14 protein-coding genes are annotated in these 16,373 nt (G+C 38.7%); 12 read left to right on the plus strand and 2 right to left on the minus strand.

Annotation, left to right across the window (positions count from 1 at the left end):
- Positions 1-287 precede the first annotated feature (287 nt).
- From N3I35_13360 to N3I35_13415, 12 genes are all read left to right on the plus strand, one after another.
- A complete protein-coding gene (locus N3I35_13360) occupies positions 288-1,667 on the plus strand; it encodes an NCS2 family permease (GenBank protein MCX8131071.1) in 1,380 nt (459 codons plus the stop codon).
- 233 nt (positions 1,668-1,900) lie between these two features.
- Positions 1,901-2,446 carry a 5-(carboxyamino)imidazole ribonucleotide mutase gene (gene purE, locus N3I35_13365; GenBank protein ID MCX8131072.1) on the plus strand — a complete coding sequence of 182 codons (546 nt, stop codon included), beginning with the start codon at positions 1,901-1,903 and terminating at the stop codon, positions 2,444-2,446.
- 26 nt (positions 2,447-2,472) lie between these two features.
- Complete coding sequence (gene purF / locus N3I35_13370) at positions 2,473-3,897, plus strand: amidophosphoribosyltransferase (GenBank protein MCX8131073.1); 1,425 nt, start codon at positions 2,473-2,475, stop codon at positions 3,895-3,897.
- Positions 3,898-4,005: 108 nt separating this feature from the next.
- Positions 4,006-5,028, plus strand: a complete 1,023-nt coding sequence (gene purM, locus N3I35_13375) for a phosphoribosylformylglycinamidine cyclo-ligase (protein MCX8131074.1) — start codon at positions 4,006-4,008, stop codon at positions 5,026-5,028.
- Positions 5,022-5,648 carry a phosphoribosylglycinamide formyltransferase gene (gene purN / locus N3I35_13380; GenBank protein MCX8131075.1) on the plus strand — a complete coding sequence of 209 codons (627 nt, stop codon included), beginning with the start codon at positions 5,022-5,024 and terminating at the stop codon, positions 5,646-5,648. The genes purM and purN overlap by 7 nt, the downstream gene beginning before the upstream one ends.
- 32 nt (positions 5,649-5,680) lie before the next feature.
- On the plus strand, positions 5,681-7,225 hold the full coding sequence (purH, locus tag N3I35_13385) for a bifunctional phosphoribosylaminoimidazolecarboxamide formyltransferase/IMP cyclohydrolase (GenBank protein MCX8131076.1): 1,545 nt from the start codon (positions 5,681-5,683) through the stop codon (positions 7,223-7,225).
- A 115-nt stretch (positions 7,226-7,340) separates the two neighbouring features.
- Entirely contained in the window at positions 7,341-8,600 is a 1,260-nt protein-coding gene (gene purD, locus N3I35_13390; GenBank protein MCX8131077.1) for a phosphoribosylamine--glycine ligase, read from the plus strand.
- Positions 8,601-8,816: 216 nt separating this feature from the next.
- Positions 8,817-9,782: an ROK family protein gene (locus tag N3I35_13395; protein MCX8131078.1), complete on the plus strand. Its 966-nt coding sequence runs from the start codon at positions 8,817-8,819 to the stop codon at positions 9,780-9,782.
- Between the two features lie 81 nt (positions 9,783-9,863).
- Positions 9,864-10,520 (plus strand): nicotinate-nucleotide adenylyltransferase, encoded by a 657-nt coding sequence (gene nadD, locus N3I35_13400; GenBank protein MCX8131079.1) that lies wholly within the window; start codon positions 9,864-9,866, stop codon positions 10,518-10,520.
- Positions 10,521-10,574: 54 nt separating this feature from the next.
- Positions 10,575-11,159, plus strand: coding sequence for a bis(5'-nucleosyl)-tetraphosphatase (symmetrical) YqeK (yqeK, locus tag N3I35_13405; GenBank protein MCX8131080.1), 585 nt, complete (start codon positions 10,575-10,577; stop codon positions 11,157-11,159).
- Between the two features lie 130 nt (positions 11,160-11,289).
- Entirely contained in the window at positions 11,290-11,619 is a 330-nt protein-coding gene (gene rsfS / locus N3I35_13410) for a ribosome silencing factor (protein MCX8131081.1), read from the plus strand.
- 135 nt (positions 11,620-11,754) lie between these two features.
- Positions 11,755-12,402 carry an HAD-IA family hydrolase gene (locus N3I35_13415; GenBank protein MCX8131082.1) on the plus strand — a complete coding sequence of 216 codons (648 nt, stop codon included), beginning with the start codon at positions 11,755-11,757 and terminating at the stop codon, positions 12,400-12,402.
- Between the two features lie 38 nt (positions 12,403-12,440).
- On the opposite strand, the gene N3I35_13420 is transcribed toward N3I35_13415, so the two are convergent.
- On the minus strand, positions 12,441-14,213 hold the full coding sequence (locus N3I35_13420; protein ID MCX8131083.1) for an AMP-binding protein: 1,773 nt from the start codon (positions 14,211-14,213) through the stop codon (positions 12,441-12,443).
- Positions 14,214-14,350: 137 nt separating this feature from the next.
- Positions 14,351-16,105, minus strand: a complete 1,755-nt coding sequence (locus N3I35_13425; GenBank protein MCX8131084.1) for an AMP-binding protein — start codon at positions 16,103-16,105, stop codon at positions 14,351-14,353.
- Positions 16,106-16,373 lie beyond the last annotated feature (268 nt).

Below are 16,373 nucleotides of genomic sequence, written 5' to 3' on the forward strand. Positions count from 1 at the left end.
TCGTGTTTTTTGCTATCTTTCATTGACAAACCATGATAGAATTTGATACTATATTTTATGTAAAAAGGCAGGATGGAATTAAAGAAAAAATGTATCCCAATAATCGAAAAGTCACAGAATAATTACAGCAATGTATGAAGTAAGGTAGCGTTTACTTTTATGGCTTGACCGGGAAGGGAAACCTGACCGTTTATAGAAAAAACTGAGTCGTTATGCTAAGAATAAAGGCAAAGTTTTTTGTACATAACAAGCAAAACCAAATAATTTTCAGGAGGGGTAAGTTTTTTATGGACAAATTTTTCAAGCTCAAAGAACACGGCACCAATGTCAAAACAGAAGTTGTTGCAGGTTTGACCACATTTGTCACCATGGCGTACATAATTTTTGTTAACCCATCTATACTTTCAGCTACCGGTATGAATGCGGGAGCCGTAACAGTAGCAACAATTCTCGCAGCTGCACTGGCAACCTTTATTATGGGATTCATTGCAAATGTTCCTTATGCCTTGGCTCCAGGTATGGGTCTTAATGCATTTTTTGCATTTGCAGTATGTCTCGGGCCACTGAAGATGCCATGGCAGCAGGCTTTGGCAATAGTATTTATTTGTGGTATCATCAATATAATAATAACTGTAACGAGAATAAGGAAATCAATAATACTGGCAATACCTGAGTCACTCCAATATGCCATAAGCGGCGGCATAGGTCTTTTTATCGCATATATTGGTTTTATGGACGGCTTTTTGCTTCAGTTTACACCGCAAGGTAAGGCTGATGCTATAGGGAATTTCGAAAAGGTAGTTCCTGCGCTTGTTAACTTTTCAAGGCCGGAATCTGTATTAACACTTATAGGTCTTGGTATTATAGTTGTATTAATGCTTCTTAAAGTAAAAGGATCAATTCTGATAGGAGTTGTAGCAACAACATTGATAGGAATCCCTATGGGTGTTACAGATGTTTCTGTTTTTGAATCCTTTAAATTTGCAGTGCCTGATTTGTCGCCTACACTGTTAAAGCTTGATTTTGCCGGATTATTTGGTGATGCATCGCGCCTTCCTACCATATTGACTCTCATACTTGCATTCAGTCTTGCCGATACATTCGATACTATAGGAACATTCCTTGGAACAGGTAGAAAAACCGGAATATTCGACAATAAGGATGAAGAGTCTCTCAATAAGGGAAAAGGCTTCTCCTCAAAACTTGATAAAGCTTTATTTGCAGATGCAACAGCAACTTCAGTAGGTGCTCTTCTAGGAACAAGTAATACTACAACCTATATCGAAAGTGCTTCAGGTATATCTGCAGGAGGTAGGACAGGTTTGACTTCCGTCGTTACAGGTATTGCGTTCCTGTTAATGCTGTTTATATCGCCTTTCGCTGTTATAGTTCCATGGTCTGCAACTGCTCCGGCATTAATTGTTGTGGGTATATTAATGATGGAATCCATAGCAAAGGTAAAATGGGATGACTTTGAAGATGCTGCTTCAGCTTTCTTCACAGCTGTAATTATGCCGTTTACATATAGTATTGCAAACGGTGTTGCTGCCGGATTCTTATTCTATGTAATAGTTAAGATTGTTAAAGGAAAAGCAAAAGAAGTTCATCCGATAATGTATATAGTAACTGCATTGTTTATCCTAAATTTTGTGATAAATGCACTGTAGTCTGAAAACGATTAATACTGAAGTCCGACTGAAAAGCCGGGCTTCAGATTTTTAAGCCCTAATTTCATATTTCTTAAGGATTATCGGCGATGTCAGGGTTTAAAAATCTGAAGCCATTTGCCAAGCACTAAATTTATAAATTCGAGTTTCACAATATATTTAAAAATTCAGGAGGAGTTGGAGTTATGGATAAAAAAACTAAAAGCCCACAAAAAGCAAAGGAAAATCCTAAAATGCAAAATAACACAAAGACAATACAGGGGGCAGCAGAAAAAGAATCTGCTCTGAAAGTTGCGATAATTATGGGAAGCGATTCCGATTTCCCAACGCTGAAGAGCGGTATAAAATTACTAAAGGAATTTGGTGTCGAAGTTGAGGTCATGGTTTGTTCTGCTCACAGAACGCCCGAAAAGGCTGCTGAATTTGCTAAAAATGCGGAAAAGAACGGAATAGGAGTTATAATAGCTGCAGCTGGAAAAGCAGCACACCTTCCGGGAGTTCTTGCTGCATTTACTCCACTGCCTGTTATAGGAATTCCGGTCAAATCTTCTACAATGGATGGACTTGACTCACTGCTATCTATAGTGCAGATGCCAAGTGGTATTCCGGTAGCTACTGTTGCGATTGACGGCGCAGACAATGCTGCACTGTTGGCAGTTCAGATATTGTCAACTGCAAACGCCGGTTTAAGAACTAAAATGAAAGAGTATAAGAATAAACTGGCTAAAAAAGTTGAGGAAAAAAATAAAGACCTGCAGGAAAAATTGAAGGAAATCTAGTTTGTGACAACCAAGCGGAGGATGATATGAGATTAGATAAATTAAGGGAAGAGTGTGGAGTATTCGGTATTTATAACAGTGATCACCATGATGTTGCAAGGCTTACTTATTACGGGCTATACGCCTTACAGCACAGGGGTCAGGAAAGTACTGGTATTGCTGTAAGTGATAAGGGTACTATATTATACCATAAGGATATGGGTCTTGTTCCTGAGGTGTTTAACGATGTAGTCATTAATCACCTGAAGGGACAGGTATCCATAGGTCATGTCCGGTATTCAACTACAGGGGCAAGTCACAGGGAAAATGCCCAACCGATAGTAATTAATTATAGAAACGGACAAATGGCTCTTGCTCACAACGGGAATCTGGTAAATGCCGCAGAACTGAGGGAAAAACTCGAGGAAAACGGTGCTATATTTCAAACAACAAATGATTCTGAAGTAATACTTAATCTTATTTCAAGATATAGAATTGCCAGTCAGAATATAGAAGAGGCTTTGCAGAAGGTAATGAAGGAATTGAGAGGTTCATACTCACTTCTCCTCTTAACTCCGAAAAGATTAATAGGAATTAGGGATCCATTGGGGATAAGACCTCTTTGCATAGGCTTGCTGGATAATTCTTATATTTTAGCTTCCGAAACATGTGCTTTGGATGCCATAGGCGCGGAATACGTAAGAGACGTAAACCCCGGTGAAATCGTGCTTATCGGAGAAAACGGGCTGGAATCAATTCAAACAGAAGTTGCTGATAAGAGCAGTCTTTGTATTTTCGAATTTATTTATTTTGCAAGGCCGGACAGCTATCTGGATGGAATAAGTGTTCACCAGGCAAGAGTAGAAGCCGGTAAGAGACTGGCTAAGGAACATCCTGTAGAAGCTGATCTTGTTATAGGAGCACCTGATTCAGGGTTGACGGCGGCTATGGGATTTTCTGAGGAATCAGGCATACCCTATGGGCAGGGACTTCTAAAAAACAGGTATGTTGGAAGGACATTTATCCAACCTGACCAGAATCAAAGAGAAATGGGTGTAAGAATTAAGTTCAATGCTATGAGAAATGCTATTGAAGGAAAAAGAGTAGTAATGATAGACGATTCTATAGTAAGAGGTACTACTACAAAGCGCATAGTACAGATGTTGAAGAACGCAGGAGCAAAAGAGGTTCACATGAGAGTAAGTTCACCCCCGATGAAATTCCCGTGTTATTTTGGTGTGGATATTCCGTCTAAAAAGCAACTGGTAGCATCTACACACTCAATTGAAGAGATCAGGGAAATGGTTGGTGCAGACAGTCTTGGATATTTGAGTCTGGAGGGACTGCTAAAAACTCCGGTAGATGCGAAATGCGGATTCTGTAGTGCATGCTTTAACGGGGAATATCCTATGGAAGTACCGATGGAAGGTGACAAGTTTTCCTGTAGCGGGAAAAAGATAATCGAAGGCTAAAAAATACTTAAGTAAATTTAAACATTATTTATAAATAACGACTCGGATACTCGGGAAGGGTTAATGCCATTTCCCGATTATCTGTTGTCAATTTGTTTGGAGGTATTTATGACTACATATAAAGATGCAGGTGTTGATGTAGAGGCGGGGTATGAAGCTGTCAAGCTGATGGGTAATCATGTGAGGAAAACATTCAGACCTGAAGTAGTTACTGATATAGGCGGTTTCGGAGGATTGTTTGCACTCAATAAGGATAAGTATGAAGAGCCTATACTGGTTTCAGGTACGGATGGTGTGGGGACAAAACTTAAAATAGCGTTTCTGAGAGATAAGCATGATACGGTAGGAATAGATTGTGTAGCAATGTGTGTGAATGACATAGTCTGTTCGGGTGCTGAACCGCTTTTCTTCCTGGATTATATTGCCTGCGGAAAGAATAAGCCGGAAAAAATTGCGGATATAGTAAAAGGAATTGCCGACGGATGCGTTATGTCGGGCTGCTCGCTCATAGGCGGCGAGACTGCTGAAATGCCCGGTTTTTACCCTGAAGATGAATATGATGTTGCGGGATTTGCAGTAGGTATTGTAGACAAAAAAAAGGTTATAAACGGAAAGCGTATAGTTGAAGGAGATAAGCTCATAGGGCTCGCATCATCCGGGTTACACAGCAATGGCTATTCACTGGTAAGAAAACTCCTGAATCCCAATAAAGAAAAGATGAATGAGTATGTAGAATCACTTGGAACTACACTGGGAGAGGAACTGCTCAGACCAACGAAGCTATATGTGAAAACTATCCTTGATTTGAAGGATAAATATGAGATTAAAGGTATTTCAAATATTACAGGCGGTGGATTTATTGAAAATATTCCAAGGATGATACCCGAGGGTTTGAGAATAAAGATAAATAAAGGAACCTGGCCTGTACTTCCGATATTCGAGTTGCTTCAGAGACTTGGTGAAATAAAGGAAAGAGATATATATAACACCTTTAACATGGGAATTGGTATGGTGCTTGCTGTTAACAGCAGTATTGCCGATGATGTGGTGAAGTATCTGAACAAGGAAACAGAACAGGCTTACCTTATAGGTGAAGTGACCAAAGGTGAAGCAGGGGTGGATATATGCTGAAAATCGGGGTCCTTGTATCAGGAGGCGGAACTAATCTACAGGCAATAATAGATAAGATGAAAAGCGGGTATCTCACTGGATGTTCCATTGTTACTGTGGTAGCCAGCAAGCCTGGTGCTTTTGCATTAGAGAGAGCTGCCAGATATGATATTCCCGGTATATGCATTGCCAGGAAAAGCTTTGCTTCCATAGATGAGTATGATGCAGCTCTGGTACAGCACTTTAAGGATTGCAATGTAGATTTGGTTGTTATGGCAGGTTTTTTGTCCATACTGGGTGAGAAATTCATAAAGTCTTATGAAAACAGGATAATAAATGTACATCCGGCTCTTATACCGTCATTTTGCGGTAAGGGCTACTATGGACTTGTCCCTCATCAGAAAGCCATTGAATATGGTGTGAAAGTTACAGGTGCAACGGTACATTTTGTTGAACTGGAAGCAGATGCAGGACCGATTATACTTCAAAAAGCTGTGGCAATAAACGGGGACGATACACCTGAAACATTGCAGAAAAGGGTAATGGAAGAAGCGGAGTGGGAAATCCTTCCTCAAGCAATTAAATTATTTGTTGAGAACAAGCTGGTTATTGAAGGTCGTAAAGTAAGAATTTTATCTTAATTTTTATATCAGGTAGAATGGGAGGTTGTATTATGATAAAAAGAGCATTGATAAGTGTATCAGACAAAACCGGAATAATTGAAATGGCGACAGAATTGTCAAAATACGGTGTAGAGATAATTTCTACAGGAGGTACTGCAAAAGCATTATCTGAGGCAGGAATTAAAGTTGTAAACATATCCGATGTCACAGGATTTCCGGAATGCCTGGACGGTAGGGTGAAAACACTGCATCCGAATGTGCACGGTGGCCTTCTGGCTATCAGAGACAATGAAGAGCATATGAAACAAATTAAAGAATTAGGTATTGAACCAATAGATATTGTTATAATAAATTTGTATCCTTTCAAACAAACTATACTTAAAGGACATGTTGAGCTTGAAGAGGCAATTGAAAATATTGATATAGGCGGTCCGACAATGCTGCGTGCTGCGGCAAAGAACTATCAGGATGTAGTTGTTATTGTTGATCCTGCAGATTATGAGATGGTTCTGGATGAACTGAAGGCAGATAAGGATATATCCGTTAAAACCAAATTCAAGCTTGCTTATAAGGTGTTTGAGCACACAAGCCATTATGACACATTAATAGCAAAATACTTAAGAGACAAACTGGGTGAGGAATTCTTCCCCGAAACCTTATCGCTCACTTTTGAAAAGGTGCAGGAAATGAGATATGGCGAAAATCCGCACCAAAAGGCTGTATTCTATAAGGAAGTGGGAGCAAATATAGGATGTATAACTTCTGCAAAACAGCTTCATGGTAAGGAATTGTCTTATAACAATATAAACGATACAAATGGTGCGCTTGAACTTTTAAAAGAGTTTGACGAACCTACAGTTATAGCAGTAAAGCATGCAAACCCTTGTGGCTTGGCCAGTGCGGCAGACATTTACCAGGCATACCTGAAAACATATGAGGCTGATCCCGTATCAATATTTGGAGGAATAATCGCTGCAAACAGGGAAATAGATGCAAAAACTGCTGAAGAAATCAATAAAATATTTATAGAAATAGTGATAGCTCCATCCTTCTCCGAGGAAGCAACAAGGATTTTGACACAGAAAAAGAATATCAGGCTTCTTCAGTTGGATAATATATCGGCAAAGCTCCCGGCGGGAACATATGATATGAAAAAGGTAGCAGGCGGACTTTTAGTTCAAAACTATAATAATGAGCTTGTAAATACTGATGATATAAAATGTGTGACTGATGTAAAGCCTACTGCAGAGGAAATGGAAGATCTTATTTTTGCAATGAAGGTAGTAAAACACACTAAATCTAACGGTATAGCAATAGCTAAAAATAAGCAGTCTTTGGGTGTTGGTCCCGGGCAGACAAACAGGATAATGGCAACAAAGATAGCTATAGAATATGGTGGAGAAAGGACAAAAGGAGCGGTACTGGCCTCTGATGCATATTTCCCATTCGAAGATTGTGTAGAAGCGGCGTCAGCAGCAGGTATAAAGGCTATTATTCAACCCGGTGGTTCCATGAACGATCAGAAATCGATAGATGCGTGCAATAAATATGGAATATCCATGGTACTCACTGGAATGAGACACTTCAAACACTAAGAAGAAAATCTGGCCCTGATTCCGAATTCATATTCCTGTTTTGGACAAAGGAATAGAAAACCCTATACCGGTCCCGTTATAGGGTTTATGCTGAGGGTTGGTATGGAGGAAGATTATGAAAATACTTGTCGTTGGTAGTGGTGGACGTGAACATGCAATAATCTGGAAGATAGCGAAAAGCCCAATGGTTGAAAAAATATATTGTGCACCTGGGAATGGCGGAATTTCGGGGTTAGCGGAATGTATTCCTTTAAACACGCTTGATATAGAAGGGGTAGTTGAATTTTCCAAAAAAAATCAGATAGACATGGTTGTTGTTGCACCGGATGATCCTTTAGTTGCCGGAATGGTTGATGCTCTTGAGGAGGCGGGTGTAAGAGCTTTCGGTCCAAGAAAAAATGCAGCTATACTTGAGGGCAGTAAATCTTTTTCGAAAGATCTGATGAAAAAATACAATATTCCTACTGCCAGATATGAGATTTTTGATAATAGCGAGCATGCTATAGAGTATTTGCGGCATCAAAAATACCCAATAGTTGTAAAGGCTGACGGACTTGCCCTGGGTAAGGGAGTAATTATAGCACAGGGTTTCGACCAAGCTCATGAAGCAGTAAACAACATCATGGAGGATAAAATATTCGGTACGGCAGGAAATAAGGTTGTAATAGAGGAATTCCTTGTTGGGCCTGAGGTTTCCGTACTGGCATTTACTGATGGTAAAACCGTTGTTCCCATGGTAAGTTCACAGGATCATAAAAGGGCGTTGGATAATGATCAGGGGCTAAATACTGGGGGGATGGGGACATTCTCACCAAGCAGGATTTACACTCCGGAAATAGCGGAATATTGCATGAAAGAACTATACTTACCTACTATTGAAGCAATGAATAAAGAAAACAGAAAATTCAAAGGGGTGTTATACTTCGGGTTGATTTTAACTCAGGATGGTCCGAAGGTTCTGGAATACAATGCACGGTTTGGCGATCCCGAAACTCAGGTTGTACTACCGCGACTAAAAAATGATCTGGTAGAAATTTTTAATGCAGTCATAGATGAAAATCTTGAGTCAGTAGATATCCAGTGGGAGAATAATGCTTCTGTTTGCGTAATAATGGCTTCTGGAGGATACCCGCAGAAATATAAAACCGGATATGGAATAAGTGGAATAGAAGAAGCCGAAAAGGATTCTGACATAGTTGTGTTTCATGCAGGTACAAAATATGAAAATGGCAAGTATCTTACTGCAGGTGGGCGTGTATTGGGAGTCACGGCATTGGCAGGCACTCTGAATGAAGCTATTGACAAAGCGTACTCGGGAGTAAGGAAAATAAACTTCAAGGATGTTCACTACAGAAAAGATATAGGAACAAAGTAGAAATCAGAAGAGGTTGCATATTGAAATGCAATCTCTTTTAAGTTTAAATATAATTTTATATGCAGGAAATAATTAATATTTGTAGAAATATTAATTTATACATAAAATGTTTCTCACAACACCCCGGCTACTAAAAATAAACTCTGCAGCAAATAATTTTTTGAGTTCTGAAACTGCATAAACCAAACAAAATACTGATAAACCGGAGATGATGATATGGGGAAAAGGATGATATGCCTGGACATAGGCGGTACTAAAGTACTGGGAGCAGTATTTGACGAGAATAATAATATTCTATACAGGATTAAGAAGAAAACAAAAGCTGATAAAGGATATGAAAAGGTAGAAGAAACCATAATAAAAGTAGTAGAAGAATTAATAAAAGAGGCTGGTATGAATATCAGCGATATATCTGCATTGGGAGCCGGTGCACCTGGTGTTATTAATGAAGATACTGGCGAGATTATCTATGCTCCCAATATTCCATGGAAAAATTATAATATAAAAAAGATTATTGAAGATAAATTTGGTGTTCCTTTCGCTATTGCCAACGATGTAAATGCGGGAACTCTTGGTGAATGGAAGTATGGTGCCGGCGTAGGTAAAAAGAATATAGTGGGTTTATTCGTTGGTACAGGTGTAGGCGGAGGACTGGTTATAAACAATAGACTATATACAGGCTCAAAGCATGCAGCTGCTGAAATAGGACATATGGTATTGAATACGGAAGGACCATACTGCAACTGTGGACAGAGAGGATGTTTAGAGGCTTACAGCAGTAAAATAGCAATGATGCGCGAAATAAGGATACAGATTGCAAGAGGGAGTAAGACAATACTTAAGGATTTGCTTGGTGAAGAGACCGCAGTGCTAAAAAGCAAAATTCTGAAAAAAGCTATAGATGCTAAAGATGAACTGGCTGTAGAAGTTCTTGACAGAGCTGTATACTACATGGCTGCGGCATCAGGTTCTCTGGTGAATATATTTAACCCCGACATGATTATTTTGGGCGGCGGGGTTATAGAAGCTCTAGGAGAATATATACTGCCCATATTCAAAGGATATGTAAAAAGGTTTGCTTGGCCTCAGGCATTTGAGGGCATGGAGATTGTTCAATCAAAGCTGGGTGATGATGCGGTAATGTACGGTGCACTGGCTATGGTGAACAGATTGGACAGGTAGAAATAATAACTGATAGAAAAGTTATTTATGATGTAAGTTAAAAAAATAATTGATAAGGGCTAAAAATTGGAAAATTATCATATGAGCGGTGAAATAATGAAGGAAAATAATTGTGGTTTAAGAGTAGGGATTTGTGGGGGGACTTTTGATCCAATTCACAATGGACATTTAGTGGTTGCAGAATATATAAGGCAAGAATTTGACCTTGACAGGGTTATGTTTATTCCCTCAGGTAACCCACCACACAAAGACAATACCAAAGTAACAGATGCGGAATTGCGTTTTGCTATGGTGCAGGATGCAATACAAGGAAACCCTTTTTTTGAGGTTTCTAGGATTGAGATTGATAGAAAAGGGTATACGTATACAGTTGATACACTAAAGGCATTAAGGGAAATACATGGTAGCTCTTATCATTTGTTTTTCATAGTAGGTGCAGATGTAGTACCGGATTTGTTATCCTGGAAAAACTATACGGAAGTTTTTGCCCTGTGTGAATTCATAGCTGTACTAAGGCCTGGATACAGCTACTCAAGCTTTTCGGATGAAATCAGAAAATTAGGGGAAAAATATGGAGCTGTTATTCATACCCTTGAGGCACCACTTGTTGATATCTCCTCTACTGGTGTAAGAGAGAGGGTAAGAAGCGGCAAATCAATTAAGTATCTAGTACCTGATCCGGTTGAAAAATTTATTGCAGGCAAACAAATATATCGTGATGGAAGCAGCTATGTCTGACAGGTGGTAGAGCTGGCATCAACATATCTTTAAAATAGGGTGAAAAGGTAAATTATGACTATCAATGAAATGAAAAGTAAGCTTCAGGTTGAATTAAGGCCAAATAGGTTCAGCCATTCGGTAAATGTAATGAATACAGCCATAGATTTGGCAAAAAAGTATAATGTCAACACTGAAAAAGCCGCAATTGCAGGATTGCTTCACGATTGTGCCAGGGATATAAGAGGGGAAAAGGTATTTAAGCTGTGTAGCGAATATGGTATTGAAGTGAATTACATAACAAAAAAGCAACCGGAGCTTTTACATGGGCCTTTAGGTTCCAGGCTGGCCACTGTTGAGTACGGAGTTGAGGATGCTGATATAATCAGTGCAATAGATAGCCATACTACGGGCTGCAAAGATATGAGCCTGCTTTCTAAAATAGTTTTTCTTGCGGATTTTATTGAGCCTGCAAGAAACTTCCCTGGGGTAGATGAGGTAAGAAGGCTTGCTTTTGAAGATATAGATGCAGGTATGGTGTCAGCCTTTGACAGAACCATCACATATGTTATTGAAAGGGGAGCGTTAATACATCCGGAAACTGTAGAGGCAAGAAATTTTATTGTTTACAGTTTGAGTAGACACGAGAGTAACAAATAGAAAAAAGTTTTCTACTGCAAAACCGGTTTGAAATTTATTCTGAATAGTGGTATAATTCCTCTTAGCCTAAGCTTGTTTGGGTAGTTATTTTTTACATCAGTCTTAGAGAGGATGACTAGCTTTGAGTTCAATGAGAAGTTTAGATAAAATAGTGGAAATCTTGGAAAGCAAAAAGGCAAAGGATATAAGTGTAATCAGTATTAAAGAAATCTCAATACTAGCAGATTATTTTGTTATCTGCAGCGGTACTTCTTCTACTCATATAAAAGCTCTTGCAGATGAGCTTGAAGAAAAAATGAAGGAAGACGGATACAGCTTTTTTCACAAAGAAGGCTATAACAGTGCCAGATGGATTCTTCTAGATTATGGCGAGGTAGTTGTGCATATATTCCATGATGAGGACAGGAGTTTTTACAATCTTGAAAGACTTTGGTCCGATGGTGTAGTAATGTATAAGTGATTGATGATAGCTGTAAGGCCCAATCTCATGTGGCGCTGGTGTTGCGTTATATGAGATTTTGCTTTATTTACCGAATAGAAAATCAACTGGCACAACAGGTTAAGCTAAAAGTGTTTTATATTAGAGGAGTTTTTTATGAAATATCAAATTGATGCAATAGTATTTGACTTTGATGGTGTTATTGTTGATTCAGGGGCCGATATTGCAAATGCAGTTTGTCATACTCTTAGAGCTTTCGGCAAGCCCTTACTTACCCGGGGTGAAATCATTTCATATGTAGGGCGTGGAGCAGAACAGCTTATAAGGAGCTGCTTTAAGAATTGTAATGAAGATATGGTTAAAGAGGCTTTACCGGTTTTTAAACGTTATTATCTGGATAACTGCATTGTTGATACTAAATTATATGATAATGTTAAAGCAACATTAGAATTCTTTAAAGATAAAAAAATGGCTGTATTTACAAACAAGCCAGAGGACTTAACTCATAAAATATTGGTGAATCTTGGCATTTCAGTGTACTTTAAAGTAGTTATCGGACCGGAGTCGGTAGGAAGAATGAAACCGGATCCTGAAGGGCTGCTGAGGATTATCGATGTTTTTGGTGTACAGCCCGGCAGAACTATTATGGTTGGGGATACATATACGGATGTGGAAGTAGGAAAAAGGGCTGGGACGCGCACCTGCGGCGTGACATATGGTCTTGGTGATACCGGTAGGCTGGAAAGGATAGGTCCGGATGTGCTGACAGATGATATAGGGAAGCTTCCTGAATTCATAGAGTAAAAGCTAGAGGAAGGGAGTTGTTTCCCTTCCTCTAGTTTTTATACGTATCTTTTTATTTTCTTAGTGGTAGTCTTAATAAACTCGTTTTCGCGTATCGAAAAGTCTCTTATCCTTTTATATATCGGCATATTTTTATTGATATTTTTTATTTCCTCCTTGATAACTCTTAAAATATCCTCCTTTGAAATATCAGGGAGTTTGAGTTTCTCTTTTATAGTGGCGAAATCAGGTACAATTTGTGCATTTACCGTTGTGTCACCCGTATTGCCGTCATATTCTCCCCAAACGAGGGATTCCAGGACATACGAGCTTTTATTAATATAAGACTCAATTTCTTCAGGAAAAATATTCTTCCCGTTTTTTGTGACAATAACATTCTTCTTTCTCCCCGTAATATAGTAAAAGCCTGATTTGTCCGAATACCCAAGATCTCCTGTGCAGAACCATTCACCCTTCAGAACCTTATCGGTGGCATCTTGATTCTCGAAATATCCAATCATAACATTATCGCCTTTTACCATAAGCTCACCAACCCCGTTTTCATCCGGAGCATCTATCTTAACTTCAACACCGGGCAAGGGAAGACCTACAGAAGAATCTTTATACGCATAATCCCTGTTGCCAATGACTAATGGAGAACATTCGGTAAGTCCATATCCCTGAAGAACGGGTATCCCCATAGATCTGAAGCATTTGGAAACGCCGGGGTCGATAGCCGCAGCACCTGTAAGGACAAGTCTAATCCTACCTCCAAGTGTATCATGTATTTGTTTGAACAGTTTTCTTCTTAAGTCTATCCTAAGTAGTCTCAAAAGCCATGTACTAATAAAAATAGCCAGTTTCAACTTAAGCTTCAGTACCCTTTTTTTCGATACCTGATCCCAGATTTTTTTATGCATGCTTTCCAATATCAGTGGAACTGTAAGCAGAACAGTTGGTTTAATTTCTCTGAGATTTTTTGCAATATGCTTTAAACCTTCATTAAAGCTGATAGTTGCTCCGCTGTATATGAGCGCCAAAAAACCCAGACTGCACTCATATGTATGGTGAATAGGAAGTATTGATAGTGAAGAGTCGTTGCTATCTATATATACAGTAGAAAGTACTGCAATAATATCAAAGCATATGTTTTTATGTGACAACATAACGCCTTTTGCGTAATCTGTGGTGCCTGACGTGAATAATAGCATATTCATGGCGTCACTATCTATTTTTGCATCAATAAACGATTTGTTACCTGAATCTATTAGAATTTTGCCTCTTTCTACAAGTTGGTTGAAGGATTTAAAACTGTCAGCTGATACGTTAGTCTGTGACGGTATACCTGCATGAATAGCCGAAGCAGATACAGGCTCATCCTGGTGTATTCCTGTAGTATCCATACAGATGAAGTGCTTGAGGTATGGCGTAGAGCGAGAAATTCTGCACATTTCATTATGGAATTTCTCTGAATAGATTACAGCTTCTGCTTTAGACTTAATCAGAAGATTTTCTATTTCTGAGCCCGGCAGCTCTTTGTCGAGTGGGACTACTACACCTGTTCCGTTAACTATGGACAAGTAGGATACACACCACTCATAGCGGTTTTCACCGATTAAAGCTATGTGCATACCTTTTAAGCCTAAAGCTGTCAGTGCAGTTCCCAATGCATCAACATCATTTTTAAACTCAGTATAGCTTACTGCTTTATAGATATCCTCTTTATTTTTAATGAAGAAGGCATTGGTATCTCCAAAAAGGCTCTGACTTTGTTGAAGCATGTCTTTTAAGTCATTTATAGGCCTGACCGCATAATTCCCACGTTTTACCATTTATCAAACACCCCTTAAGGAAAAAAGAATAAAGAGTAAACTTAGCTCACTTGGCTAAGATGTAATTTGTTTATTCAAATTTCCGTGAATATGCTCTAAGTCGTTGTATAAGAAATATGGCCTACCACCACAACGAGTTAACTTATTTTTTCTACATAACGTTTAATTTTCTTGGTTGTAGTTTTTTCAAATTCATTTTCCCTTATTGAGAAATCCCGGATGCGTTTGTAAAGTGGCATTATTCTGTTGGCTGATTTTATCTCCAGACTGATTATTTTTAATATATCTTCATATGAAGGATTTTCAAGCTTTAACTTTTCTTTGATTGATTCGATATATGGAACTATCTGTGCATTTACATAGGTTTCGCCTGACTCTTCATCATACCTGCCCCAAACCAGTGATTCCTGTATATAAGGACTTTTGTTGAGATAAGCTTCAACTTCCTCAGGAAAAATATTTTTTCCGTTTTTAGTCACAATGACATTTTTCTTTCTTCCTGTTATATAGAAAAATCCTGAATCATCCATATGTCCAAGGTCTCCAGTGAAAAACCAACCGTCTTTTAGTACCTTTTCTGTGGCAAGTTTGTTCTCGAAGTACCCCAACATTACATTATTCCCTTTGACGGCAAGTTCACCTATTCCATCGCTGTTTATATCAACAAGCTTAACCTCCACACCCGGTAAAGGCTGCCCTATGGAAGAATTTCTAAAGGCTTTTTCTCTGTTAACTGTTACTATTGGTGCACATTCGGTAAGTCCATAGCCCTGAAGCAAATTGATACCCATGGCTCTGAATCCCGCCAGGACTTTGGGGTCTATTGCGGCGGCACCTGATATTATCAACCTGACTCTTCCCCCGATATTATCATGAACTTGCTTAAAGAGTTTCTTACGTATATCTATACCTAAAAAATTATAAAGAATATTGCTTATAAACAAGGCAACTTTAAGCTTAGCCTTCATTCCTTTTTTCTTTGATGCTTGTTCCCAGATCTTCTTATACATGTTTTCAAGTATCAGAGGCACTAGAAAAAGAATGGTAGGGCTTGTCTCTTTGAGATTTTTTGCTATATGCTTCAATCCTTCGTTGAATGATACTGTACATCCGTTATAAATCATGACCAGAAAACCTGCGGTACATTCATAAGTATGGTGTATAGGCAAGATTGACAGAGAAGAATCGCTGCTGCAAATAAATAATGACTCACAGACTGCCATAATATCTGCACATATATTCTTGTGAGAAAGCATAACGCCTTTGGCAAGATCTGTAGTACCCGATGTGAAAAGCAGAATACTCAACTTCTCAGAGTCTATTTCTGCATCAATAAAACACCTGTCTCCCGATAAAAGCAATTCCTTGCCCTTGCTTATCAATTTGCTGTATGAAAGGAATTTACCATCAGTATTCTCAAATAAATCCTTTTGGTGATTATTTTTTGATTCTTTATAATCCATCCTGATAAAATACTTAATAGATGGGAGAGTTGCAGCTATCATTTTCATCTCCTTATCAAGCTTGTTTGAGAAAATAACTGCTGAAGCTTCGGATCTTATTAAAAGATTTTCTATTTCTGTTAAAGGTAGTTCCTTATCAAGAGGGACAATGACACCTACGCCATTAACTGTTGAAAGATAGGTTACACACCATTCATATCTGTTTTCGCCTATAACAGCAATGTACTTCCCCTTTAGCCCCAGGCTTGTCAAAGCTGTACCCAGAGCATCAATATCGCTGCTGAACTGGGAGTACTTGACTCCGGTATAGTTGTTGTCATCAATTTTCAAAAGGAAAGCGTTATTATCTGGGTACAGACTCACACTTTGCTCAACCATATCCTTAAGGTTTTTTATGGGCCTAACATTATAAAGGGGGTCAAATATCATAAAAATATCACTCCTTCGTGATGTTCATACTCATGAAAAGCTTAATTTTGAATCCGCAAGAAGCATCACAATTTATTATATATTAGTTTTGTCTGATATTAAAGTACTGTTTTCTGTCGATGCATGATGCGGCTATATGAGTAGTTTCCGAGAGATAGCAGCTTTTGCATACAGTATATACACTAAGGGAAGAACCGGTATTACAGATTTAGCTGATATCCGGGCATGCTGACAGCTTGTATATTCATTATACTATATAATATTTATG

Source organism: Clostridia bacterium, from assembly GCA_026414765.1.
Taxonomy (GTDB): Bacteria; Bacillota; Clostridia; order Acetivibrionales; family DSM-27016; genus SKW86.

Coding starts and splice junctions, on each gene's coding strand:
- purN (MCX8131075.1), top strand. CDS start 5,022: ATGCTGAAAATCGGGGTCCTTGTATCAGGAGGCGGAACTAATCTACAG.
- purM (MCX8131074.1), top strand. CDS start 4,006: ATGACTACATATAAAGATGCAGGTGTTGATGTAGAGGCGGGGTATGAA.
- yqeK (MCX8131080.1), top strand. CDS start 10,575: ATGACTATCAATGAAATGAAAAGTAAGCTTCAGGTTGAATTAAGGCCA.
- N3I35_13360 (MCX8131071.1), top strand. CDS start 288: ATGGACAAATTTTTCAAGCTCAAAGAACACGGCACCAATGTCAAAACA.
- rsfS (MCX8131081.1), top strand. CDS start 11,290: ATGAGAAGTTTAGATAAAATAGTGGAAATCTTGGAAAGCAAAAAGGCA.
- purD (MCX8131077.1), top strand. CDS start 7,341: ATGAAAATACTTGTCGTTGGTAGTGGTGGACGTGAACATGCAATAATC.
- N3I35_13415 (MCX8131082.1), top strand. CDS start 11,755: ATGAAATATCAAATTGATGCAATAGTATTTGACTTTGATGGTGTTATT.
- nadD (MCX8131079.1), top strand. CDS start 9,864: ATGAGCGGTGAAATAATGAAGGAAAATAATTGTGGTTTAAGAGTAGGG.
- N3I35_13420 (MCX8131083.1), bottom strand. CDS start 14,213: ATGGTAAAACGTGGGAATTATGCGGTCAGGCCTATAAATGACTTAAAA.
- N3I35_13395 (MCX8131078.1), top strand. CDS start 8,817: ATGGGGAAAAGGATGATATGCCTGGACATAGGCGGTACTAAAGTACTG.
- N3I35_13425 (MCX8131084.1), bottom strand. CDS start 16,105: ATGATATTTGACCCCCTTTATAATGTTAGGCCCATAAAAAACCTTAAG.
- purF (MCX8131073.1), top strand. CDS start 2,473: ATGAGATTAGATAAATTAAGGGAAGAGTGTGGAGTATTCGGTATTTAT.
- purE (MCX8131072.1), top strand. CDS start 1,901: ATGCAAAATAACACAAAGACAATACAGGGGGCAGCAGAAAAAGAATCT.
- purH (MCX8131076.1), top strand. CDS start 5,681: ATGATAAAAAGAGCATTGATAAGTGTATCAGACAAAACCGGAATAATT.